Below are 24,646 nucleotides of genomic sequence, written 5' to 3' on the forward strand. Positions count from 1 at the left end.
TGGTACTTACCCCCTAGATCTATTTAATTATTAATGTATACAATTGTAATATAGATTTATTGAATTGGTATATTATTTTTAATATTCTGTAATTATTTCTCTCGCTATTCTTCTTAAGACCGAAATAAAAATACAACCCTCCACTTAAACACCAGCGAGAATCTATTTGTTATAGTTGGTGATACACTTGAAAAGGAGGGAATTTTGTGATGGAGACAAGCGAAATTATTTATCTTGAAAAAACTATAAATGAATTAACAAAGGCCTATAAAAAGCTTTCATCAAATATTATTGATCAAGACCACAATTTTAAGGAATTACAAAAATATATGGTTGAATATAAAAATGAACTCGATAAATTCCAGGTGTATGACTACCAGCAAACTTTAAGTATGATAGACAAACATGGTTTCGCACGAGTGATGGAACGTGAGCAAGTAAGAAAGCTTATAGAATCCCCATACTTCGGACGATTTGATTTTTTATATCATGGTGACCATCCTAGTGAGGCAGAGACGTTTTATATTGGGCGCTTCGGTTTTGCCGATGAAGAAGGCACACAAATTATCTATGATTGGCGCGCCCCTATTTGTAATATGTACTATGAATTTGAAATCGGTGAGGCCTATTATATTGCGATGGATCAGCAGTTTGACGGAGAACTTATTAAGAAACGTCAGATTAAAATAGAAAATTCTAAACTCCAATATGTGCTTGATAGCTCATTAACAATACAAGATCAAGTTCTACAGCAAACATTAAATCAGCATACAAATGATAAGATGAGAACAATCGTCACTTCGATTCAACGAGAACAAAATAAAATAGTAAGGAATGAATCAGCGTATAATGTCATCATTCAAGGAGTTGCTGGTTCTGGAAAAACAGCTGTTGCTTTGCACCGCATAGCTTATTATTTATATAAATTCCGTGATACGTTACGAGCAGAACGTATTTTTATTTTGTCGCCAAACAAGGTATTCGGTGATTATATTTCTACCGTCTTACCCGAGCTAGGTGAAGAGCCAATTCGCTCCTTTACATTGGACGAGCTTACTGAAAAGTTATTACCAGCTGGTGTAACTTTTAGATCATTTGAGGGAGAAACAAAAGAGATTCTATCGAATCCAAATGGGGAGCTGGCTTTACGTGCAAAAATGAAAGGGAATTATTCATTTGTTCAAAAGCTTCAATCCTTTTTATTTAACTTAGACTCAAGGCTTCTTAAAAACGAAAATATCTCCATTGCTGGTGTAGTGCTACAAGCTGATTATTTACAAGGGCGCTTCCTTCAATATCGAAGTGAGCCGATTGTTACACGTTTAGAACTTATGGCAGATGATATCATTCAAGCGCTTAAATCTAAGTGGGATAGAGAAGGGAAAATACCGAATAAAAGTGAAATCATAAAGCGTCTGAAAAAACGACTCTTGTTTTCTTCACCGTTAGAGATTTATCGATCTTTTATCGAAACACAGGGGCAAAACTCTTTTAAGTTTTCGAAAAAACATTTTGAATTTAATGATGTATACCCTTATCTATTTGTACAGTTTTATTTTAAAGGAATCAAGCAGTATGAGCTCGTACAGCATTTTGTACTAGATGAAATGCAAGATTATACACCAATCCAATATGCTGTACTTTCTAAAGTGTTTACGTGTAAGCGAACAATCATTGGTGATTTTAGTCAGGCCATCTTACCATATGAAACGATATCAAAAGAGGCATTTGGAGTCATGTTTAATAATCTAGAATATGTAGAATTAACAACCAGCTATCGGTCATCATATGAAATTGCATTGTATGCAAAAAAATTCATGCATAATGGGGAAATTCATCCAATTGCAAGACACGGGGAAGAACCAAAAGAATGTATGTATTTAACATTTGAACAGATGCTGAAACAGATTCATGAAATTGCGATGAATGATTATCGAACTACGGCCATTATCTGTAAGGGGGAGAAAGACTTACAGATCTTGCAGGAACGTTTAAACATACCATTTACAGTACTGGATGGCCAAACGGGAAAGTTTGAAACAGGTCTAGTTTTAACGACGATTCAGTATGCGAAAGGTCTTGAATTTGATGTTGTTATCGTACCTTTTGTGAATGAAACCAATTATAGAACCGAATTTGATCGTGGGCTAATGTATATAGCCTCAACAAGAGCAATGCATGAATTAACCGTATTGGTAGATAAAGAAGCACCATCACCATTATTGTAGTTCTGTTAAGATAGCGATGATTGTTTTCAGATCATCCATCGCTATCTTTAATTGATTCATTAAATCGTCTGTTACATGGAAAAAATCCGAAGAAAAGGTGGGCGTTTGTAAAATTTGCAGGATATCTGTGTTTTTTTTCGATTGTTCCATTTCTTGAAATAAATGTGCAATGCTAGTAATCGAGAAATGTGCGCTACGTAACGCGCGTATTACGAGTAATTTTTGAATATCACGATCTGTATAAATTCTTCGATTTTGCGTATTTCTTTTAATAGTATACAAATGATTCCGTTCCCAATTCCGTAATGTTTCTTCCGTTAACTGAAGCATAGAAGCAACGGACTTGTGGGAGTAAGTTTCACCTGTAATCGATTTGTTTTGTAATAAATTTTTCACCGTCTCAATTGCTTTTAAAGCAAACTCATATTCTGTTTGCAAATAGGTTAAATAGGATTCTGCTGCTCGTAAGCTATCTTTGAACTGTTCGCGGCCACTAAGTCTAACAATTTCTGTTGCCTTTTTGCGAAGGTTATTCTGTATAAATTCTTGTCTAAAAGCAAGTCTAGAGATTTCCATTTGCTTAAGATGAAGTTCAGAATAAACTCTGTAACCATTTGGTTTTCTTGGTACAGGCGAAATAAACTGCCATTCTTCATAAAGTCGTACTGTATTTGGATGGACCTTAGATAATTTAGCAATTTCACTAGTGTTCATAAAAAAAGCCACCTTACTAACTGAAGATAGAATGTAATGAAAAAAAGCCCACGAATAATTAAGGTTTATCATATCAACATGGTTAAAGCAAATGATAAAAATAGCTAGATATCCGAAAAAGGTTTCTATCTCTAGCCTTTCAATGTCATACTCTAATTGGTACAACTTGATTTTCTCCTAATTATTCTATAATAAATGATGAGGATTCTTGTAGCGAACTGTTTGCAAGAGACGTATACGCAGAAAAGACAGAAAAAAGACTGGTCACTTAGAGGAAAAAACCGAAATGAAAGCCGAGCAAAAGCGTTTTGCACGTCATTTGAATTTCTGAATATGGAAATGAAATCCAGACAAAGAGGTTGTGTGAGCTGTTCGTAGGTTTAGTCCATAAATCAGAAAAACCCAAAAATATGAGTGGGAACCTAAAAAGGCCCTAAGGCATAACGGATTGAACGCTAGCCATTTTCATAAAAAAACGAACAAAGACTATTATTCATAGTGTTTGTTCGTTATGATTACCACTCAGCTTACAAGATTCAATAATTATTCTAGTACTCCAATTGAATCGTAAGCAGCCATTACAGCAGCTGTTTCAGCGGAAGGTTCTCCATTTCTATCAGGATATAAATCACGTGCAGATTGCACCATAGCTTCTCTCATCTCGGAAAAATTAGATGATGGCACTAAATAGACTGTTAATGCTTTATAAAGAATTTTGCCTAATTTATCTGATCCTATTCCATTAACTGTCGTACCGTAATGATCTCCACCCTCTGCAATAAGGTAGGCTGCTTTATTGTTAATGCTACTATTAATATGGACGCCACCTTTATCTAACTCTCCTAAATAGCGATCATCATAATGGTCAGGATATGCATTATCTTTCATCCCATAGTTCGGGTGAAGTGAGTTGTCTTTCGGGTTCTCTAGGGAGCGAAGCCCTCCATCGCCTGGGATATTAGGAGTGTATACATCTTCACCTATTACCCAATTTTTATCTTCTTCGGCTTTGGAATGATTCTCTGCTAACACACCGAAAATATCAGCAATGGATTCATTTAGTGCGCCTGATTCACCTTCATACGTTAAATTAGCTGTATTTGTTATCACGCCATGTGTCATTTCATGTCCTGCAACATCAAGTGCCCCTGCTAGTGAACTGAAGTATGAACCATCACCGTCTCCATAAAGCATTTGTTTCCCGTTCCACGCTGCGTTATTCCACTTTTCACCAATGTGCACGGTGCTAATAATCTTCATACCATCGTTATCTAAGCTATTACGATCATGTACGTTTTGATAGTATTTGTTTACCTTTATCGAGTTTTGTTGGGCAGAAATAGCTGCTGGATCGTAGAAGAAGTTAGACGCTGTCTCTACTTCAAATCCTGTAAATCCTAGTAAGGCAGATAAAAGGATAAAAGGCGTTTCACCCATTCTTTGTGCATCATACGTATGAATAGGTACTGAACGATTTTTGACAGTTTCTAATGAATATAAATGGGTTTTACCCGTTTCAATATTCTTTGTCGCATTGAAATTTTGCATTTTTCCTAATAAGTCTAATCCACGAGCACTGACAGTTTCTGTTTCCGGCTCCGCAGAATGAAGAGCATTAAAGTGATGTTGTACTTCACCCGTATGCGCATCAATAAAATAATGGAAGTAACCAGGCTCAGGAATAGAAGTAGAGGCTTTTACTAAATAGGTCAGATGGTATTCATCATTTTTTGGAAATACCATCAGATCTGTTTCAATGCCATCATAATCTTTTATCGCACCAATTTCATTTTCTATCGCAGCTTTCGCCTGAGACTCAGCCTCTTCTTCAGTAATAGTAGGTGTTGTATTTATATTTACCTTCACTAACTCGTTATTTACTTCTCCGATAGAAGCATAAACATTTAAGTCCTCATCTAGTGAAATTGTTTGGCCTGAGCCGTAAACTGGGACCCCGTTAATTTGTTCAACGGTTTTCATATGAGTCGTTCCTATTTGTTTATCAACCTGTTCATCAATGATTTTAAATTGATTCACATTCTTTTTACTTGAACGTGCTTTAGGTTGGGGCTGATCTTTTAATTGGTCCTGTAAATAAGCTTGTACAACCTCCTCTTTATTTAATCCTTTCGGTGCTTGCCAGATGACTTCATTGGTCTCTGTTTGAATCGCTGCATATGTGGACAATGGAGAAAACCCCGTGAATGTGACGGACAAGGCTAATGCAGTGGGTAAAATCACTTTCTTAGTAAAATTTTTCTTCTTCAAAACAATCACCTCATATTCATTTTCTGTAAACAATTACAATTATTCTGAAAACTTAATGCTGCGTCAATATGTAAGCGATTGGGTTAATAAAACGCGACTTTGGACTCTCAACTCTATCATTTTCTATAGGAATCGCACGCTTTGTTAGGTCTAATTACAGATAAAAATAACCCAATTTATTTTTCAGATATTTCAGTTATATTATTGGTAGCAGAGAAAAACGATGAAGTTTTATGAAAGGAGAGTCATTCATATTGTTAAGTCTAGCAAAATGGACACTGCGCTTAATTGGTAATCTACTATTTCTGCTTATCTGTGTTTTATTATTTATCATGCTTTTTGCTCGATTCACTGGTAATGAACCCAATCTCTTTGGATACCAGGTTAAAACAGTGCTTTCTGGATCAATGGAGCCATTATTTAAAACAGGTTCAGTGATAGCGATTAACAGAACAGAAGAAAATCAAACCTATCAAAAAGGAGATATTATTACTTACAAACTTGATGAGATCCTTATCACACATAGAATAGTAGAAACATCTTTAAAAGATGGGACAATTACGTATAAGACTAAAGGTGATAATAATGACGCTGTTGATAGATGGGAAGTCCCAGCACATCATGTGGTTGGGGAATATGCAGGTGTGACTATCCCCTATCTGGGCTATGTTCTGCATACCGCACAAACAAAAGCAGGAGCCGCATTATTAATGATTATTCCAGGCATCATTTTACTCTTCTCTGCCTTTGTGCAACCAGGGGAGAGAAAACCAAAAGAGGTATATACGCAGTAATTCTCTTCTCTACTAAGGGAAGTGAAACATATATTAGGAGGAATGTTTACATGGGATTAAATTTTAAGTTAACAAAAAAGAATCTGATGACAGCTGCACTTGGATTATCATTAATTACCGGAGGCACTTATGCTTATTTTAGTGATAGTTTTGCCACTGAAAATACTTTTGCAGCAGGAACATTAGATTTAGCTGTAAATCCGGATTTTGTTGTGAATATTGATAATATCAAACCAGGTGATGAAATCTATCGAGAATTCACTTTAGAGAATAATGGTACATTAGATATTCATAAAGTTCTGCTACAAACAGATTACACTGTAGTGGATGCAAATGGGGATAATGTAGAAGATTTCGCTGACCATATCAAAGTAACGATTATGTATAATACAAGCAGCGCAACAGTCCCTGTTGTCGAAACTACATTGGCAGAATTATCGAATACAGAGCCAGACTTAACGGCTATCGATACATTCGTTGGCGGTGGACAAATACCCGATGGTATCCTAGCAGGGGAGAAAGAAAAAATGTTTGTGTTATTCGAATTTGTTGATAATGGACAAGATCAAAATCAATTTCAAGGTGATCAACTTCGTGTAAATTGGACATTTAATGCTGAGCAAACTGCCGGGGAATACTATGATGAGCAATAATGAGGTTAAATGTCTTTATATAAAAATGTGAAACATTGCTCTTGAACGAGGGATCCGCTTTAAGAGTGTCGCATGGAAGTGAATTGCGGTCTCTCAAATCAGAATGGCACATTGAGGCCATTGTAAAACTAGATACGGCGGTCTCAAATTAGGCATGAAAAATAAGAGCGCCACAAAAAACTCATGTACTCGAATCAAGCTTTTCTATATTAGTAAGCTTCACCTTCAAATAGAGTGCCTGATGAAACATGTCATCAGGCACCCTAAAAAGGGCATTTCCCTACTGCTGTTTTGGATGTTCCTTACTCAACCTTTCATTTCCTCGCTTAAAGTTACCAGTGAGTTTTGCCAACAATAATTGAATGTTGCCCTCTTCGTTCTCCATCTTATTTATGAACTTCGCCGCTTCTTTTCCATTGATTGTTTTTATGACTTTATGGTTGTAGGAAATCACAACTGATTGATTTTTCATTATTTGAAAACTAAATGGCGCTTCTTTTAAGTGTTCTCTTTTATCTTCCACTCCCATTTCAATCTCCTTCTATTAAATTTTATTTCTTTGCTAATGATATGAGCGAAACATCGGATAGTATTCAGCGTCTTTAATAAAATTATTTACCAAAAAAATGAAACTTTACAATTGCCACCACGTATACATTATTGTAGCAAGTTTATAAAAAGGGGAGATTTTTTTATGGAAGCTGAATTAAAGCATGAGGTGGAGGAGCCAAAGAAACCACGTTTGTTTGGGATGATTGCCAATCCATCAGAGCAATTTGAGCGGATTAAGCAACAACCGAAGATCTGGGTACCACTATTATTAGTGACATTATTATTCACAGTGGGTATGATTATTACCGCTTCATCGATGGACCCAGCTTATCTTGGAATTGATGAGTTATCTCAAGCTGAACAAGATATGGTATACATGATTTCACTGATTATGTTTGTGATTATTGGTATCATTTCACCCATTTTTACGGTATTAATTTCTTCAGCTATTTATCTATTAATTTGTAAAATTGCCAGTTCTGATGTGTCATTTAAGCAGCTTTTCTCAATGAATACATACATTCTGGTTATCAGTGTCATTGGACTAATCTTGAATGGTGTCATTCGTATGATAATTGGTGGCAACCCAGAGTTAAATGTGACGAGTTTAGCATCTGTATTAAATGCAGAAGCTACGAGTGTTTGGGCGAGTATTGAAGTTTTCTCCATCTGGCAAACAATCCTTGTCGGTTTAGGTTTGCATAAAGTGGCGGGATTAAGTAAAGGTGTTGCATACGGTGTGGCCATTGCCTTCTTTATTATTAGTATGATTTTCGCATTAGTTACTTCTACGGCGGTCTAAGATAAATATGAAGAAAAAAACTTGGATCATTGTTGGAGTGGTAAGTGTAGTTTTGGTGATGATAGGCGCAAGCGTCTATCATCAAGCTTTTGCGAAAGGACCTTCTGTAACGACTGCAAATGTTGAGAATGAAGTAATTACAGATACGTTAATTGTGCCAGGTACATTATCTTTGAAAAATGAACAGAAAGTGTATCCTGGTGTAGAAGGCGAAGAAATTGCTGAAATCCTTGTAAAGGAAGGCGATGCTGTTGAAAAAGGTACGGCTGTCGCCAAGTATGATGATACACGAGTGGCGATGGAGCTTGAAAGGTTGAGTTTACAGATTGAATCTGGTTATTTACGAATCAATCAAGTGGACAAACAATTAGATCGACTCTCAGACCAAGAAAAGGAATTGCATGATCAAGTCGGCAAAAAAGAAGCCGCTAAGCAAATAGCTCCGGAAAGAGATCAGCTGCAATTAGATTTAAGAATGGCAAATTTAGATGTTCGTCAGTTACTTCTAGAAAAGAAAGAAATCGAAGCACAACAAAAAGATTTAGAGATAAAAAGTAAATTAGACGGAACAATTTTACAAGTGAATGAAGACCAACCAACGGATTCAATGACTCAGCAGCCAGTCATCCATATTGGTAATACGGATGAAATGGTAGCCCGAGGGGTTTTATCAGAATTTGAGTCTTTAAAGGTCGAGAAAGAGATGAAAGCGACGATTCGGACAGATGTATTACCTGATAAAGAATGGAAGGGGAAGGTTAATTTCATCGGTTTAATGCCAGATGAAAACAACCAGTCTGTTGCTGGTGAAGCGACCCCAGCGCAATATGGAATGACAGTTGAAATTGAAGATGATATTACTGAACTGCGCACAGGATTCCAATTAATTATTGAAGTGGAGACAAGTAGTAAGAAGGCACTTACTGTCCCATCTGAGTCTGTGTTATCTGCGGATGGTGAATCTTATGTATATCTTTTAAGAGATGGAAAAGCTCATCGTCAAGACGTGAGTGTAGGCGTTGCCACTGGTGAAAAGATAGAGATATTAGATGGTTTAACAGCTGAAGATGATGTGATTACTAATCCTTCTGATGAATTGAGTGATGGCTTGGAAGTGGAAGTCGAATGATTCATTTACGAGAAATCACAAAATCTTATCGGATAGGCGATGAAATGGTCGATATTTTACAAAGCATTGACTTAACGATTGAAAATGGAGAGTCACTCGCAATTATGGGACCGTCTGGTTCTGGAAAATCGACATTAATGAATATTATTGGTTGTCTAGACCGACCGACGAATGGAACCTATCAACTAGACGGTGAAGATATATCGCAATATTCTGAAGTGGAACTAGCGAAAATTAGAAATCGGTCCATTGGTTTTGTCTTTCAACAATTTCACTTACTACCAAGGCTGACTGCTTTAAAAAATGTTGAACTACCGATGATCTATAGTGGTCTGAATAAGAAGGAAAGAATGGCTAAAGCTGAGCGGGCGCTCATTAAGGTGGGTTTAGAAGACCGGATGGAACAGCTTCCGAGTTTGTTATCAGGCGGACAGAAGCAACGGGTAGCCATCGCCCGTGCACTTGTGAATGAACCGAAGTTGATCTTGGCTGATGAACCGACTGGCGCGCTCGATACAAAAACGAGTGAAAATATTATGGAGCTTTTTACCCAACTAAATAAAGAAGGTACTACGATTGTAACGGTAACACATGAACCGGAAATCGCCGCTTATGCGAGTCGTAGAATTCTCGTCCGCGATGGTATCATTGTCGAAAATGAGCGCCAAGTAGGGAGGCGATGACTTTGAGCCTTCTTGAAAGTATAAAAATGGCACTTAGTTCGTTAATGGCACATAAGCTGCGTTCCATTCTTACAATGATAGGGATCATTATCGGTGTTGGCTCTGTTATTATTGTTGTTGCTATTGGCCAGGGCGGGGAAGCCATGTTGAAATCACAACTCACAGGCCCGGGAAATACGGTTGATTTATTTTATCAACCGTCAGATGAAGAGATAATGGCCAATCCCAATGCATTGTATGCCTCGGCTTTTTCACAAGAGGATATTCGCGCTTTAGAGGAAATTGATGAAGTGAAAAGGGTCGTTGCGTCAAGCTTAGAATTCGGCCCTGTTCAGTTTCGAGATCAGCAGATAGAAGCAACTTTAATGGGGATTAACGAATCTTATTTTCAATTGAACCCGTTAAATCTATCAGATGGAAGAGGTTTTACAACAGCAGATTTCTTAAGTGGAAAACGGGCAGTTATTGTTAGTCAATCACTTCAGGAAGAGCTATTTGAAGGAGAAGCAGCAGTGGGTGAGGTGATTCGCCTTGGTGCTCAACCGGTTGAAATTATTGGTGTGCTAGAAAAACCAACAGGGATTTTCTCCTTCGGTAGTATGGAAGTATACTTGCCTAGTTCGACTTGGTTAACGATTTATGGCAGTAGTGATATATCGCAAGTGACATTACAGACTGATTCGGCAGATGATCTACAGCAGGCAGGAGAGAAAGCAGTCTCTCTAATGAACAGTCGCTATAACACGGAAGAAGCATACCAAGTGTTAAATATGGAAGAAATCGCTGAAGGACTCGGTCAGGTCACAACAATTATGACGATGATTATTGGTAGTATTGCCGGGATCTCATTATTTGTCGGTGGAATTGGCGTCATGAATATCATGCTTGTCTCTGTCACAGAGCGTACGCGTGAAATTGGCATAAGAAAAGCGTTAGGCGCAACGAGACAGCAAGTATTAACTCAATTCCTCATAGAGTCAATTACACTTACTTTCATTGGTGGTGTAGTCGGTATTCTGCTTGGTTGGGGTGTGACAACATTAATTAGTCTATTTGCGGGTTGGCCGTCTCTCATGAGTTGGCAAGTCATTGCTGGAGGCATGCTATTCTCTATGCTAATCGGTGTCATCTTTGGGATATTACCTGCAAGTAAAGCATCAAAGCTCGACCCTATTGAATCATTGCGTTATGAATAATTAGAAGAAGTGTAGTAGATAAGCTGCACTTCTTTTTGTTAGAGGAGGAACCGTGATGTGGAACGATTTAAAAGCACTAGTATCAGAGCCGTCTATGCTCTTTAAACAGTTAAAGCAAACACCAAAGGTGAAAAGTGCCTTATTTATCGTCTTTATTTTATCCTTTATTCATATGTTTTTCGGTGCATTTTACGTAGAACCCAGTATATTTTCTGAAGTCGGTTTGGGTGAAATGGGAGGTATGTGGCTAAGTATCGTACCAATCTCTATTGCCAGTTTATTTGGTCCCATATTTTTTATAACAGTTGTGAGCTTAATAATTTGGGTCATAACAAAAGTGGTCAAAACAGGTGCAACCTTTACACAATTATTTTCCATGTATACATATATTGTCATTGTAACGACTTTTGGTAATGTCTTGAATGTCATTATTCAAGCCCTAGTTGGTAGTGATGGCTTAATTAAGGTAACAAGTATTGGTTATTTGTTTAACAGTGACGTGTCAAGTCCACTACATTTACTCGAAGTATTCTTTATATGGGAACTTATCCTCGTGGGTATAGGTCTTCAATATACAGCTGGAATTAGGAGAATGTGGGCGTGGATAGTGGTTAGTCTTTATGGTCTTTTCATTTTCATTATAACGATCCTCCAATAATGAAGGAAGAGAGACGGTGGTAAGCTGATAGATAAGAGGAATGAGATGTCTACCTAGGCGGTTTCGCCAAATGAAAAAAGAAGTGTGGGCAAATGAGAAATGTCCACACAACTTCTCTTGTCTAATTAGGAGAGCAATAAGTTATTCACCTACTTAAATTTCTTCCCAGACACTAGATTCACCTGGCACGTCCCCTTTTGACCACCATTTAGCCTTATAAAGTTGCCCATTAAACAGTACTTGGTCACCACCATAGTAAATGACTTCGCTATTCCATTCACGGTTTTCCGCTTCGCTGATGAGTTGCCACACACTCGATATACCAGGTTGATCCCCTTTTGTCCACCACTGTGCCTCATATGTTAAACCGTTATAAATTACACGATCCCCTTCTACATAAATAGTGTCTGTCTGCCAAGTATCGCTTTCAATAGGCGTTTCGGGTTCTGGGTCTGTGCTTGGTTCTTCCGGTTCAGGTATTGGCTCAGGATCAGGTTCGGGTGTAGGTATATTACTTACACCAGAGAATTCGGCATCAATCACATGATAAAAGGCATTGCTTGTATTCGCCACATCCCATACAGCTAAGATCACATGATAGCCTTCACGCGCAGGTACGGTTACTTCATGTGAAACGGTTGAGCCTGGGACTGCCCCATGATCATTTTCTTCAAAGAAAGGGGTTAATTCAAATTGATCTCGTGTTAAGGGTGCATTAGGGTCCCAATCTTCTTTTGTTATGTAATAATGCCATTTGGCTGTTGAGTGAGCAGCAGTCAAATGCCATGTAAATGTTTGCTCCCCTGCATCCATATCGACTTTTGCCCATCGCGTTTCGGATTGTTCGTCCAATTCAGGAAATATCCCATTGGCAGAAGCAAATTGGCCATCTTCTAAACCTGCTTCAGGAAAACCTTTTGTTGTTTCTGTTGATTGTGGTTCATACTGAACTCCGCCACAATTTTCATTGACACCTTGTGCACATAAAAGGGCACGAGAAGGTTGTTGCTCGACATAACCATGTCCGAATGCTGCACTTGGAGCCATTAGCATGGCAGTCATAAGTATCGCCCCACTGAGGTACCGTTTTTTATTTCCATACATATCCTTCATCTCCTTTAATAATTGAACGTACTAAAAGTGTATCGTTCTATTGGTTATGAATAAATGTCAGAAGGACCTAATTTTTCATTTAGATACGATAGCCCAAGTTTTGTAATATAATATCCAATTGATATCTGTATAGATAGAGGGAACAAGGGTAATGGTTTAACAAACGTTTGAGTTAGAGACGCTTTTATTGAAAAATAAATACTATAACCCTTGTTTTACAAGATAGTATCTTTTATACTGTTCCTATACCTTGTAAAACAAGATAGTGAAATGGGTGGAAAAGAAATGTCGCAAACACAAATGATGAAGGGAATTATCGATGGCTGTCTGTTAGCGATTATTGATGGTAAAGAGTGCTATGGCTATGAAATGGCTGAACGGCTAGGTGATTATGGCTTTGATGCGGTGAGTGAAGGGACGATCTATCCGCTACTCATGCGCATGCAAAGAGAAGGATTAGTCACTTCTGTTCGCAGAGCATCGACAGCTGGACCGCAGCGAAAATATTATTCTCTTACAAAAGAAGGCAAGCAGGCATTAGCAGAATTTATCCTGAGGTGGCAACAGCTAGAGAAAAGCGTCAATGCCGTCCTAAAAAAAGAAATGGAATAGTGGAGGTGGAAAAAATGGCATTAACACAGAAGAGTAGAAAATTTCTTGAGGACTTGCATATCTATTTACTATCAAGTGGAAAAAACCTCAACGAAATTAAGGAGATTACTACAGAACTCGAAGATCATCTAATAGAAGCAGAAGCAAATGGTAAATCGATTGACCAAATTGTAGGAGACTCCCCAAGTGCCTATATGGAGAGTATTTCAGGTGAAATGAAATCAGATCTTGCATCATGGGCAAAGTACTTTCCACTTGTCTTGCTGGGACCGATTGCTTTTACCATATTCGGAGATTTACTTGATAATGGAGTACTCGCTTATAGTCTATTTAATATCATTGGAATCATTGTTTATACCATCCTATTTATTATGGGTGTTTCCATTGTATTCAAATATACATCAAGAAAACAGACATCCGTCACAAAGGAAATAATCATCTTATCGTTACCAATCATCGTTAGCATGCTGTTTTATCTATTAGTCCTATTTTTGGATACAATGATAGACACACCGATCGTCAACTTTGGAGAAATCGGCAGTATTGTGTTGGGGAGCGTTGTATTCATACTCATCATCGCCTTCTCCATATGGAGCAAAACGATCATTATTCCAGTTGTTTTACTCGCACTGTTCTTACCAGATATTTTACTTAAGCAAACGGCGCTATCTGAATCAAGTAAGCTAATCATTGGCATGTTCATTACTTATAGCCTCATTGGACTGTACTTGTTTTATATTTTTGCAAAGGAAAAGAAGAAGCAGCAAGGAAGTGAATGAGGTACTAATAATGATTTATTTTGTTAGGCATACTCACTCTTTCTATTCGCAACAGGTCTTAGAAACAGGCAAGAGAGTTTAACATTAAGAGCAACCCAGGAGTATAGCGAAAAGATTAGATTTACTCAATTTGGAGAATTAAAGTCTAGAGCAAAATTATAGTGTTAAGTCTAAAAACGTTGAAGCTATTAAGTTAGTAGAACAATAAAGCTTTTTAGCTTCATTCCAATTCATACCATCTCTCAAGGAAAGCTTCCATCCAGAAATGGGGAGGTAGGAGATTGTGAATAATTCTATTTCATCTAACGGGGGCATACTTGATTAATGGTATTGTTCCTTTCTTATGTCACATAAGGGGCAGGTTAGTTGAATAAGGAAGAATTGTAAGGGATGAAATTTATGATAAATTGTAATTGTTGATTTAAAATAATGTTTGATGATTTGTGAAAAAGTTCGATAATTTATAAAAAAGATTAATCAAAATTCCTGTATTTATATGCAGGATTTTTTGTTCTGCAATCGGACCATTATATGTAATAAGGTCGCTGGTTATTATGCCAGAATAGCTCCCTTTAGTTTAACAAGCATTTATGTTAGATCATAGTATTTATAAATAAATACCCCTTAAATTGCTCTGCATGGCTTATATAGGAGAAATATACGTAAAAGAAATAAAAAAGCCAGGCATAGTATATCCTGCTTACAGTATTGACAACAAATTTTGAATGTCAAATTTAATAGTTATCTTAGGCGATTATTTCAAACCAAGCCTCGCAATTAGGACTGCCAAGTTGACACGCAAAACTACCATTTACAATCATCCCTTCTTTTTCTGAGGCTTTGAAAAGGTCTCCTTTTTTAACGTTATATCCATTCGTTCTAAAATCTCCTTTCGATCTTACAATTATTAATTCGTCATCAGGTATATATACAATTCTAGTGTTAGGAGGTAGTACCAGCGAAGCTGTCACTACCCGCCAATTTAAAGGTGGTGGAAAGATGAAAGTTCAGAAAGTAATTGTGGAGGAAAAACCATATCCGTTATACATACTCCTAGATAAAGAATTTGAAGTGATAGAACCGGTTAAGAGATTTATAAAGTACTTGGATAATACGGGCAAAGCTTAGGTGAACAAAATCCATCAAAGCATAGGATTGTTTAGACAGCTTTGATGGATTTGATTTTTCTCTAATTGTTTTCGTAAGAAGCTTTTTTATTAAATGCTAGTAATAGAGTCACACCAATGATACAAGCCATACCCAACCATTGAAGAAAGCCAAAGGGTTCTCCTAACCAGACGACCATGGTTAATACTGCTGAAAGGGGTTCTAAGTTACCAATTAGACTTGTCTCTTTAGGTGAAAGGTATTGTAGACTTTCAATGTAAAACCAAAATGCAAACATAGTGCCAAATATAATTACAAAAATTAGATACATATATATTTCGGCTGTAAAGTTTGAAAAGTCCGCTTGCCAGGGAGGGTGGATAAAACTTAATGTAACTCCTCCGATGGCCATAGCCCATCCAACAACAACAAGGGAATCAAATTCTTTAAGTAAAGGAATAGCATATAGCGTATAAAAAGCTAAAGCTACCCCAGATAATATGCCCCAAAAAATAGAGATTACAGGTACGGATAATCCGGAAATGGATCCGTTTGTAAGTAATAAAAAGGTGCCAAGTAGAGCAAGAGTAACAGTCATTAGATCTTGTTTAGTGAAGATGGTCAGTTTACGTAAGAGTAGGTAAACGATGATCATAACAGGAGCAAGATATTGTAAAAGAGTAGCAACAGCAGCATTCCCATGATTAATGGAAGCCATATAGGTGTATTGAACCGCCAGCATGCCAAGTAATCCAAAGATGATTATCTGTACAGCTGTTTTTTTATTCCTCCAAATACTAATGATGTGGAAGTAACCTTTCCTAACGCATTGAATAGTCAAAAGTAAAATGCCAGCTATGAGCAACCGAACGGTTACTAGCCAATTTACAAGAATAGAGTAATCTTGAAAGAGTTTTTGTGAAACTGTTCCCCCTACTCCCCAAAAAATGGCTCCTATTATAACGAGAAGTAAGCCTTTATTTTTTGTATGTCCTTTTAGCATTAATACCACCTCAATAATATAACGATAATGTTATAATAGTTAAAAAGTGACGATAATAATAGTTAAATTGGATGAAAAAGTATAATTATTTTGAGGTGGTAATTTGCAGATAAAAGATTTTAAATTAGACGAAAAGTTAAAAGAACTGACTAATCACCGTACCATTGAGTTACCAATAGCTTGTTATGAAACGACAATTTCCAAAAATGTAAATGGCTATATTCCACTTCATTGGCACGATGAATTACAATTTGTTCATGTTACGAAAGGAGAAGGAACTTTTCAAATAAATGAAGAGAAAATTGTAATTAGTGAGGGAGAGGGACTGTTTATAAATAGTGGTCGGCTGCACATGGCCGAAGATAACCAACAATCAGGCTGTGTCTATACTTGTTTAAATGTTGCACCACATTTTGTCCTGCCAAACGAACTATACCTGACGTATGTATATCCTTATATCAAAGCGACAAACTTCCCTTATCTATTTATTGGAACAAAGCATTCCTGGCAAAAAAACATTTTGAATTCTATTCTTAACATTCAGCTTTTGATTCAAGAAGAGTCACCACACTTTGAACTTGATACGTTTATGTCGATTAATCAAATGTGGAAAGAACTTATTCTAAATGGCCTGCCGTTAGAGTATGACGAGGGAGAAGCAGTAAAACAAAGTCGGATGAAGCAAATGTTGAACTATATACATCTGCACTATGGAGAAAAAATCATGTTAGACGATATTGCAAGATCTGGTCAATTAAGTCGATCTGAATGTTGCAGGTATTTCAAAAAAATGCTTAGAAAAACACCATTAAATTACGTCACAGACTATCGGATCCAGAAGAGTTTAGTCCTTATTCAGCAACCTGACTCTAATGTGACAGAAGTTGCCTATGAAGTCGGATTTAATAGTACGAGTTATTTTATTAGTAAGTTCCGTAAGAGAATGAATATGACTCCACTTGCCTATAAAAAGGAGCTTCTTAAGGCTTAAATAGTGGGGAAAAGGAGAAAGGTTATCTTGATTTCAAGTCTTCCGTTAAAGAGCGCAATTCTTCATCAAGAGTTGTGCTTTTTCTTAATATTTCGAGAAAATTACTTAGAATAAATAAAAATTTTGTGATATCGTAAGTAGATAAATTCTAAAAGAGATATGAGGAGAATAATAATTATGGAAAATACAGCACTAATAATTATTGACTTGCAAATTGGTGTTCAGCCTAAAAATGTGCCACTATTTAAACTAGCGAATGTATTAAATGGAGTTAATCAAAGAATTCGTTTGTTTAGAGAAATAAACAATCCTATTATTTTTGTTCAACATAATGATAGTGATTTGGTTTTTAATTCTCCAGAATGGCAATTGTTTCCGGAACTAGATGCTAAAGATACAGATATCTATATCAACAAAACACATGCAAATTCCTTTTACAAGACTGATTTGAATGAACAACTAAGAAAGTTAAATATAAATAAACTTGAAATTTGTGGGGCACAAACTGAATATTGTGTAGATACAACTATTAGAATGGCTCATGGATTAGGATATAAATTATTTATGAAAAAAGGGTTAACTACCACCCTAAACAGTGACCTTTTGGAAGCTAAAACAATCATTGAACATCATGAGAATCTCTGGAATAATAGATTTTTAACTTTTTTATAGAATAGAATTCCTTTCATCAAAAAAAGTAGTGTCGAAAACAACAAATACCATGCTCCAATGGGGATAAAATTGTTTTTAAATTTTAAAATTTTTAAATAAGGGTTCACTCTATTTAAGGGCACCTATTCAATAAGATTAGCTTAATTATTTTCCACAATAGGGCGCGATTGTGGAGCAACACAGGTAGAAAATGATCAAACATTTTTATAAATATCAAACATAAATCTGTGAAGAAGAATCCATTTTAATCAATTTTTTTAAAAGGATTCTTATTATTACCATAAATACAGGTTTGTCAGGTTTTTTTGATCAAACATTTGAAATTTATCAAGACCTAAATCGTAAAAAGTCATAAAAAATAAGGAGTGAAACATATTAGTCATGTATAATATGTTTCACTCCCTTTTACTTTTTGTTCCACAATCGCGCCCGATTGTTGAACATCCTAATATTGAAGTAAAGCATCCGTTGAGTAATGAGGTAATAATTCTTATTGCGACAAATGTTTGTAATCAACTATTTCTATTTTAAAACCGTGATTACATTTCTGCTTATTAATTTTTCCACTGTCACAGGATGGTGATACTCTTACCTTAACTAAATCTTCTTTAACATTATCATTATTTTTCGAAGGAATATTAATTCTTACGACAACATCATAAGAATGATTGTTATTGTACTTTATACCGACGATTCTTTGCCATTCCCAGCCAAATAGTTCATCTCCTCCATACTCTTTTATCACTCTTTTATCAATAGTTGGAAATACAAGGTCTGAAACAATATCCTCTGTTGTGAAATACGAATTTTTTAATTCTGGAACAGTTTCTGCTTTAACAGTTTGCATTGGGGTAAAAGTAAATAAACAAAGACCAAATAAGATTAAGCATTGTTTAACCAATAAAATTCACCTCATAATTACATTTACCCCTTAATCTTCCCAATTAGTTATTCCTTATTAAATTAACCTCCCTCAATAAAAGAAGCTAAAACGCCGATTTACTCTAATATGTTTCTCGTTTGTTATCGGTACTAAGGATTGTCCTTATTAATAACTATACTAAAAGAAATATTGAGTTTATCCCAAACCCAAGCTTGAAAAATTCTTTCTATCTCTATTTTTAGTGCTTCATTATCCAAATTCTCATCAATACCTAATTCTTTAAAATTAAATGTTTCTGTCGCCTCTATACCTTCATATATTGTGCTACTGAATGAAAAAGTAACTGTCTTATCCAATTTGATTTAACCCCTACCTCAACCTGCATAATTTAGACCTTAATTACAGTTTACAATATTTCCTTCTTCTTTCCCTAACTTGCCCAGTTTGTTGAATAAGCTAACTTCTTAATGCATTAGTTAAGGCTTCGATTGCACTCATTACTTCCTGAGTATTTGCTTCACTCTTCATATTGTTTCTTGCGTGAAGAAGAACTGGCCTAACGGATTCTATCGAACGTCCGAACTCGTACATCCATTCGTAGCGTGGAACCATCCATGTATGAAAATGATGTGTTGTATCTTCATTGTAAAAATAATAAACGTATTCTATATCTAAAATCTCTCTTTGAACTTTTCTAATGTTTGAAAGAATGTTTATGTAGTCAATTCTTTCTTCTTCGGTTAGTTCATCAAAACATTTAATATGACGTTTTGAAGCTAATATGATTAAGCCCCTTATTGGATATGCGACATCTTGATGTGCATGAAAATATTCAGTTTCCACCACTACGCCACCTTCAGGTTCAATAAGTCCGCTTGTCAAAGCACAGCTTAAACACTCAACTTCTACAGTTTTTCCATTAGATAATGTAATTTTCCTCACTCAAATCCCCCTTATGTTCGTTAATGTTTAATTATTGTTATTCAACATTCCTGCAACTGTAGTTTATCATTAATTTCCTTTTTATCGGCATAGAAAAAGCGTCTCTGTCTAATTGCAGAAACGCACCGTTAGTTTAAGTACAAACCTTCACAAACTAAATTTTCTTTTATCAAAATTATTGGTTAAAAAGGAGAAAAATTCCGGTACTCTTTCTCTAAAAAATGAATAGTTATGTTCAGCATTATTAATAATTGCAAACTCTGTACTTGTTAATTTCTCTTTTAAAATATCATAAATGGCTTTATTTGAAGCTAAAAATTCATTATTTATATTTTCTGCTTTTCCAGATTCTTTATCTCCACAATCTAAGTAAATGCTTTCGATTAAAGACAAATCTGAATCCCTTATTAGCTTTTCTATTTCCTCTTGGTTACGGTAAAAAGCAGAAGATAATACGGATATATTTTTGAAAACTTGAGGATAACGACACATAGCATATGTGGTAATAAGTCCCCCTAAAGAAATACCTGCCATTGCAGTATTGTCCTTTAAGGTACGGTATTTATTGTCTATAAATGGCTTTAGTTCATTCACAATAAAGTCAACATACTCTATTCCTTTCCCGCCAAAGGTACTAACGTGTCCTAATATTTTTTTACTATAATCCCCATTTACCCAAGGGCAATATTCGTTTATTCGATCTCTGGTATTTTGGTCTATTCCGATAACAATAACTTCTAATCCATTTTCCTCTAAGTAGTTTTCAAGTTCTAAAGATGTGCCACCAATTGCATCTTTATCATTAAAAATATTCTGTCCATCGTGCATATATAGAACAGGGAATTTTCTATTCCCTTCGTTGTAATTATTAGGTAGATATACTCTAATCAGCCTATCTTGTTTGAAGGAATTCATATATACAGGAAATATTTCTAACAGAATAATCCCTCCTTTGCTATCTCAACTGTATTATTAATTTATCATATATTTCATCTATTCTGCCCCGTTTGTTAAACAAGAAAAAAAAGAACGCTCCAGCGATCCTCATCTTTAACTCTTGCACCCGATCGTAATATAAGGTTAGCCAGATTTTCCTGAAGGTACACTTACCTGGGATAAAGCCAACATTTTAATGGGGAGAAATCCTATTTTCCTTAAAAAATACAATTATATACAATTTATACCACTTGTGTATAATAATTAGTGGTGATAGAAGAAAAAGGACAGTATATCGGGTGGATTTTCACGTGGTGATTCTACAGTATCCATCAGAGTAAAACAGTCTGGTGGGGACAAACTTTTTCTACATTTATTGTAGTAAATCCAGATGGTTTTATTACTAATCTAGGCGAATTAGAGAGCGCGCACTCTCTAATAACCTATTGAAGAAAACAATAATTATAATTTACAAAAGATTATATAACATAAATACGGAGGGATTAGCATTGAGTATACTATTAAAAAATATAACAAAGACTTTTGGATCCATAGTAAAAACTAATGTACTTCAAGATATAAATATAAAAATAAGCGATAATCAATTTATTAGCGTACTTGGCCCTTCAGGGTCTGGAAAATCAACTTTATTAAGCTTAATAGGAACTATCGAGACTCCTTCTAGTGGCACTATATTGATTAATGATATTGATACTATAGAGTTAAATTTAGATGAAATAGCAGATTTAAGGTATGAAAATTTTGGTTTTGTTTTTCAGCAATATCATTTAATAGACTCTCTAACCGCACTAGAAAATGTAATAATTCCTACATTAACTAGAAAAGTAGAATATGAAAGAGAAAAGAATGCATTTGAGCTATTAGAACTAGTCGGTCTAAAAGATCAAAAAGACCTCTACCCCTTTCAGCTATCAGGTGGACAGCAACAAAGAGTTGCAATAGCTAGGGCCTTAATAACAAAACCCAAATGGATATTAGCAGATGAGCCTACCGGAAACTTGGATTCAAAGAACGGAGAGTTAATATTTAATTTGCTTAAAAAGATTCAACAAGAGGAAAATTGCGGGATAATTATGGTGACACACGATACAACATTAGCAGAAAGAACAGACCAAATTATTGAGATGAATGATGGGAGAATCCAATTAGTTAGGAGAGGGAAAAATGGCTCGCTACCTATCACTCATATTTAAAAACTGGAAACAAAAAAAGGATAGGTTTGTATTAATATTGTTGGGGGCAATTTTAATAGGAGGTGGGATGAACCTTCTATTTAGTTTAACTGAGACAAAACAAGGAACAATTGTTGATACACTACAAAATAAATGGGAATCTTCTTACCATATTGTGGTCCGACCTACCGGCACTAAAAGTATTACTGAAGAACACAATCTGTTTGAACCAAACTATTTAAGTGGAATATCTGGTGGTATTACTTTAGAGCAATACCATACCATAAAAAACATGGACGATATCCAAGTTGCTGCCCCGCTAAGTATCATAGGTTTTATGAATATAAACATATTATTAGACAATCTATCAATAGATGAACCAGGAATATATAAAATCGAAGAAAAAATAACTACAAACAATACACTCAACGACTACTCAAAAACAAGAGAAAGTTATTTTTCTAGAGGGATTTATGAAGAAGCCACACCAGAAATATACAGAAAATATGGATTTACTAGCTTCGATGGAGATCTTTATAAAGGTTCCCCTCTATTATTAGCTGGCATTGACCCGATTGAAGAAGCCAAATTAGTAGGTTTAAATAAATCTGTTATTTCCTCACCTGACAGTTCCTATTTTTCTGATGACAATTTAGTAAAGTCTTATACATTAGAAGAATTAGGTTATGTAGGTGTACAAGGAGAACTAACAGAATTCCCAGTGATTTTAAGTACCCATCCATCTATAAAGGAAAATACACAAATTAATGTTACAAAGTTAGATATCCCCTTTGAATCAAATTTAGAAAGAAAAGAATCATTAGAGAAAATTAGTAAAAATGGTGGCGAATCTTTTCTTAATACAATAAACGGCAATGAAATTTCTAATTTTCAATATACAGCAAATGATATTCATAATAAATGGTTGGATTTATTTTCAAATAATACTGTCAAAAATGCAACAGAACTCAGTGGGCCATTATATGAGAAAACAAGTAGTCTAAGCTATAAAGAGGAGACTAGCCCTTTTCCAAATAGGTGGAAAAATGCATATTCTTTAGATAGTGTTAATGAAAATACTGACGATGGCGTTGTTATGTTTCGAGAAGCTCAATTAAAGGGAACTTCCATTAAAAATCGTCCAAGGCTACAGCCATATTTAATTGGTATGTACGATCCCACAGATTTAGATATATCGAAAAATACTGAAAATGAATTACCTATGGAAACTTATAAAAGTCCGACAGGGACACACGTTTTAGATTCAAACAATAACCCTATAAATCCCACTGAGGATGTATATCCTACATCTAATATATATGAACCATTAATTCAATCACCATCCATGCTAACTACTATTGAAGCAGCGCAGAAAATATTAGGAGATCAAGCTATATCCTCTGTCCGAATTAAAATAAAAGATGTGGCTGATTTCAGTGAGGAAAGCCAGCAAAAGTTAGAAAAAATAGCAGAAGAAATTGAAAAAGAAACTGGGCTAGAGGCTGATATAATGCTCGGTTCATCCCCATCCCCAGTTATTGTGAATATCACTACTAATAACAAGGAGATTGGATGGATGGAACAAGCGTGGATTAAAGTGGGTGCATCCATGCAAATTCTTCAAGAAACTACACTAGGCTACTCATCAATAATAATCATCTTAATTATTGTTGCAATGGTTTATGTCTTTTCAACAACTTATGTAACATTCTTAGCAAGAAAAAAAGAATTCGCAATTTTATTAGCTATGGGGTGGAAAGTAAAACACATCCAAATGTTAATTTTGTTTGAGTCTCTATTTATTGGATTTATTATTTGCATAACTTCATTGTTTGTTCAATTCTTAGTACAATCTTTATCTGGCTATCAACTTCTATATAGTAAATTATTACTTTTAATATTGTTTATCTTGTTTATTTATATTATTGGTCCATTAATTCCCATACTTCTAATAGGAAAAATTAATCCTAATGAAATATTAAAAAACGATGAGATCAGTTCCAAAAAAACGATTATCCATGTGAAGAGTCTTATATCGCTGATAATCAATTCTATCTTCAGGAGAAAATTAAGGAATAGTATTTCAATCATAGCGATTGCTATTCCAACATCTTTATTAGTAGTCTATATTTATATCTCTCTTAGATTAGATGGTATTTTATTTAGCTCATGGTTAGGAGAATACGTCGCCTTAGAAATTAATATAGTGCATTATCTTTCAGTTGCCATTGCTTTCTTTATATCTATACTTACAATTTCAGAACTTATGTGGCAAAATCTCACAGAACGGAAAAAGGAATTTGCCCTACTATATGTGGTAGGATGGAAGAAAGGGGATATCACTAAAGTAATAATAGGCGAAGGAGCAATTATAGGAGTGATTGGTGGCTTTTTAGGAGCATTTATTGCTATATGTATTCTCTATTTTATGTATCATAGCTTAGATGTGAAATCATTATGGATTATTGCTATAGCAATAATTATACCCATAATATCCGGAATTATTGGTTCATTGATACCTTTAAAAAAGGTAACAAAGATTCAACCAATAAGTTTTTTGAAAACATAAAATTTAGTTTAACCAAACACACATCAAAAAATTATTCTGGTGTGTGTTTGTCTTTTATAAGAAAAATAAGTAAGAGTATGTTCCCAAAATACCAACAATTTTTAAAGATCCAGTACCTTTTATAACTGTAATTAATCCTCTAATTGGAAGTAAAACAAAAATAAAAATT

At 35.3% G+C, this 24,646-nt stretch carries 23 protein-coding genes and 1 pseudogene; 15 read left to right on the top strand and 9 right to left on the bottom strand.

Features of this window, described 5'->3' with window-relative positions; genetic code table 11:
- Window positions 1-209 precede the first annotated feature (209 nt).
- Window positions 210-2,228, top strand: coding sequence for a HelD family protein (locus MKX78_RS03370; protein ID WP_095370634.1), 2,019 nt, complete (start codon window positions 210-212; stop codon window positions 2,226-2,228).
- Here MKX78_RS03370 and MKX78_RS03375 read toward each other — a convergent pair.
- Window positions 2,220-2,942 carry a MerR family transcriptional regulator gene (locus MKX78_RS03375; protein ID WP_340977784.1) on the bottom strand — a complete coding sequence of 241 codons (723 nt, stop codon included), beginning with the start codon at window positions 2,940-2,942 and terminating at the stop codon, window positions 2,220-2,222. The genes MKX78_RS03370 and MKX78_RS03375 overlap by 9 nt on opposite strands.
- Before the next feature lie 543 nt (window positions 2,943-3,485).
- The gene (locus MKX78_RS03380; RefSeq protein ID WP_341049764.1) at window positions 3,486-5,210 is read right to left on the bottom strand and encodes a M4 family metallopeptidase; all 1,725 of its coding nucleotides are present in this window, start codon (window positions 5,208-5,210) and stop codon (window positions 3,486-3,488) included.
- Between the two features lie 254 nt (window positions 5,211-5,464).
- Here MKX78_RS03380 and sipW point away from each other — a divergent pair, with 254 nt between their 5' ends.
- The gene (gene sipW / locus MKX78_RS03385; RefSeq protein ID WP_341049766.1) at window positions 5,465-6,004 is read left to right on the top strand and encodes a signal peptidase I SipW; all 540 of its coding nucleotides are present in this window, start codon (window positions 5,465-5,467) and stop codon (window positions 6,002-6,004) included.
- 50 nt (window positions 6,005-6,054) lie between these two features.
- Window positions 6,055-6,657, top strand: a complete 603-nt coding sequence (locus tag MKX78_RS03390; RefSeq protein ID WP_341049768.1) for a TasA family protein — start codon at window positions 6,055-6,057, stop codon at window positions 6,655-6,657.
- Between the two features lie 280 nt (window positions 6,658-6,937).
- Here the strand turns inward: MKX78_RS03390 and MKX78_RS03395 are convergent, their stop codons facing one another.
- Window positions 6,938-7,186 carry a hypothetical protein gene (locus MKX78_RS03395; protein ID WP_341049771.1) on the bottom strand — a complete coding sequence of 83 codons (249 nt, stop codon included), beginning with the start codon at window positions 7,184-7,186 and terminating at the stop codon, window positions 6,938-6,940.
- A 165-nt stretch (window positions 7,187-7,351) separates the two neighbouring features.
- On the opposite strand from MKX78_RS03395, the gene MKX78_RS03400 reads away from it, so the two are divergent.
- Genes MKX78_RS03400 through MKX78_RS03420 form a run of 5 tightly spaced genes read left to right on the top strand, consistent with a single transcriptional unit; the run spans window position 7,352 to window position 11,677 of the window.
- The gene (locus tag MKX78_RS03400) at window positions 7,352-8,011 is read left to right on the top strand and encodes a Yip1 family protein (RefSeq protein ID WP_307315176.1); all 660 of its coding nucleotides are present in this window, start codon (window positions 7,352-7,354) and stop codon (window positions 8,009-8,011) included.
- A gap of 7 nt (window positions 8,012-8,018) precedes the next feature.
- Window positions 8,019-9,140: an efflux RND transporter periplasmic adaptor subunit gene (locus tag MKX78_RS03405; protein WP_341049774.1), complete on the top strand. Its 1,122-nt coding sequence runs from the start codon at window positions 8,019-8,021 to the stop codon at window positions 9,138-9,140.
- Window positions 9,137-9,823, top strand: a complete 687-nt coding sequence (locus MKX78_RS03410; RefSeq protein WP_341049776.1) for an ABC transporter ATP-binding protein — start codon at window positions 9,137-9,139, stop codon at window positions 9,821-9,823. Before MKX78_RS03405 ends, MKX78_RS03410 begins: the two co-directional genes overlap by 4 nt.
- A gap of 2 nt (window positions 9,824-9,825) precedes the next feature.
- Window positions 9,826-11,019 (top strand): ABC transporter permease, encoded by a 1,194-nt coding sequence (locus MKX78_RS03415; protein WP_095370625.1) that lies wholly within the window; start codon window positions 9,826-9,828, stop codon window positions 11,017-11,019.
- 55 nt (window positions 11,020-11,074) lie between these two features.
- Window positions 11,075-11,677 (top strand): YIP1 family protein, encoded by a 603-nt coding sequence (locus MKX78_RS03420; protein WP_341049778.1) that lies wholly within the window; start codon window positions 11,075-11,077, stop codon window positions 11,675-11,677.
- A gap of 153 nt (window positions 11,678-11,830) precedes the next feature.
- Here MKX78_RS03420 and MKX78_RS03425 read toward each other — a convergent pair whose 3' ends face one another.
- On the bottom strand, window positions 11,831-12,781 hold the full coding sequence (locus tag MKX78_RS03425) for a lytic polysaccharide monooxygenase (protein WP_341049781.1): 951 nt from the start codon (window positions 12,779-12,781) through the stop codon (window positions 11,831-11,833).
- Between the two features lie 294 nt (window positions 12,782-13,075).
- Between MKX78_RS03425 and MKX78_RS03430 the strand changes: the two genes are divergently transcribed.
- The 3 genes and pseudogenes from MKX78_RS03430 to MKX78_RS03440 all read left to right on the top strand — a co-directional run.
- Window positions 13,076-13,402, top strand: a complete 327-nt coding sequence (locus tag MKX78_RS03430; RefSeq protein WP_095370623.1) for a PadR family transcriptional regulator — start codon at window positions 13,076-13,078, stop codon at window positions 13,400-13,402.
- A 14-nt stretch (window positions 13,403-13,416) separates the two neighbouring features.
- Window positions 13,417-14,181, top strand: a complete 765-nt coding sequence (locus MKX78_RS03435) for an HAAS domain-containing protein (RefSeq protein ID WP_322910169.1) — start codon at window positions 13,417-13,419, stop codon at window positions 14,179-14,181.
- 999 nt (window positions 14,182-15,180) lie between these two features.
- A pseudogene (locus MKX78_RS03440) lies at window positions 15,181-15,306 on the top strand (tyrosine-type recombinase/integrase); the annotation flags it as partial.
- A 64-nt stretch (window positions 15,307-15,370) separates the two neighbouring features.
- Here MKX78_RS03440 and MKX78_RS03445 read toward each other — a convergent pair.
- Window positions 15,371-16,291, bottom strand: coding sequence for an EamA family transporter (locus MKX78_RS03445; protein ID WP_307315168.1), 921 nt, complete (start codon window positions 16,289-16,291; stop codon window positions 15,371-15,373).
- A 109-nt stretch (window positions 16,292-16,400) separates the two neighbouring features.
- Between MKX78_RS03445 and MKX78_RS03450 the strand changes: the two genes are divergently transcribed.
- Window positions 16,401-17,282 carry an AraC family transcriptional regulator gene (locus MKX78_RS03450; protein ID WP_307315396.1) on the top strand — a complete coding sequence of 294 codons (882 nt, stop codon included), beginning with the start codon at window positions 16,401-16,403 and terminating at the stop codon, window positions 17,280-17,282.
- Window positions 17,283-17,459: 177 nt separating this feature from the next.
- The gene (locus tag MKX78_RS03455) at window positions 17,460-17,954 is read left to right on the top strand and encodes a cysteine hydrolase family protein (RefSeq protein ID WP_095370615.1); all 495 of its coding nucleotides are present in this window, start codon (window positions 17,460-17,462) and stop codon (window positions 17,952-17,954) included.
- Between the two features lie 490 nt (window positions 17,955-18,444).
- On the opposite strand, the gene MKX78_RS03460 is transcribed toward MKX78_RS03455, so the two are convergent.
- From MKX78_RS03460 to MKX78_RS03475, 4 genes are all read right to left on the bottom strand, one after another.
- Window positions 18,445-18,855: a hypothetical protein gene (locus MKX78_RS03460; RefSeq protein WP_307315163.1), complete on the bottom strand. Its 411-nt coding sequence runs from the start codon at window positions 18,853-18,855 to the stop codon at window positions 18,445-18,447.
- Between the two features lie 131 nt (window positions 18,856-18,986).
- Complete coding sequence (locus MKX78_RS03465; RefSeq protein WP_095373760.1) at window positions 18,987-19,193, bottom strand: hypothetical protein; 207 nt, start codon at window positions 19,191-19,193, stop codon at window positions 18,987-18,989.
- Between the two features lie 100 nt (window positions 19,194-19,293).
- Window positions 19,294-19,779, bottom strand: a complete 486-nt coding sequence (locus tag MKX78_RS03470) for an HIT family protein (protein ID WP_307315158.1) — start codon at window positions 19,777-19,779, stop codon at window positions 19,294-19,296.
- A 147-nt stretch (window positions 19,780-19,926) separates the two neighbouring features.
- A complete protein-coding gene (locus MKX78_RS03475; protein WP_307315154.1) occupies window positions 19,927-20,694 on the bottom strand; it encodes an alpha/beta hydrolase in 768 nt (255 codons plus the stop codon).
- 530 nt (window positions 20,695-21,224) lie between these two features.
- Between MKX78_RS03475 and MKX78_RS03480 the strand changes: the two genes are divergently transcribed.
- Both MKX78_RS03480 and MKX78_RS03485 read left to right on the top strand, forming a co-directional pair.
- On the top strand, window positions 21,225-21,929 hold the full coding sequence (locus MKX78_RS03480) for an ABC transporter ATP-binding protein (RefSeq protein WP_233435328.1): 705 nt from the start codon (window positions 21,225-21,227) through the stop codon (window positions 21,927-21,929).
- Window positions 21,901-24,477 (top strand): ABC transporter permease, encoded by a 2,577-nt coding sequence (locus MKX78_RS03485; protein WP_307315149.1) that lies wholly within the window; start codon window positions 21,901-21,903, stop codon window positions 24,475-24,477. Before MKX78_RS03480 ends, MKX78_RS03485 begins: the two co-directional genes overlap by 29 nt.
- The last annotated feature ends 169 nt before the right edge of the window (window positions 24,478-24,646 follow it).

The sequence above is a fragment of the Cytobacillus sp. FSL R5-0569 genome, assembly GCF_038007265.1.
GTDB lineage: Bacteria > Bacillota > Bacilli > Bacillales > Cytobacillaceae > Cytobacillus > Cytobacillus kochii.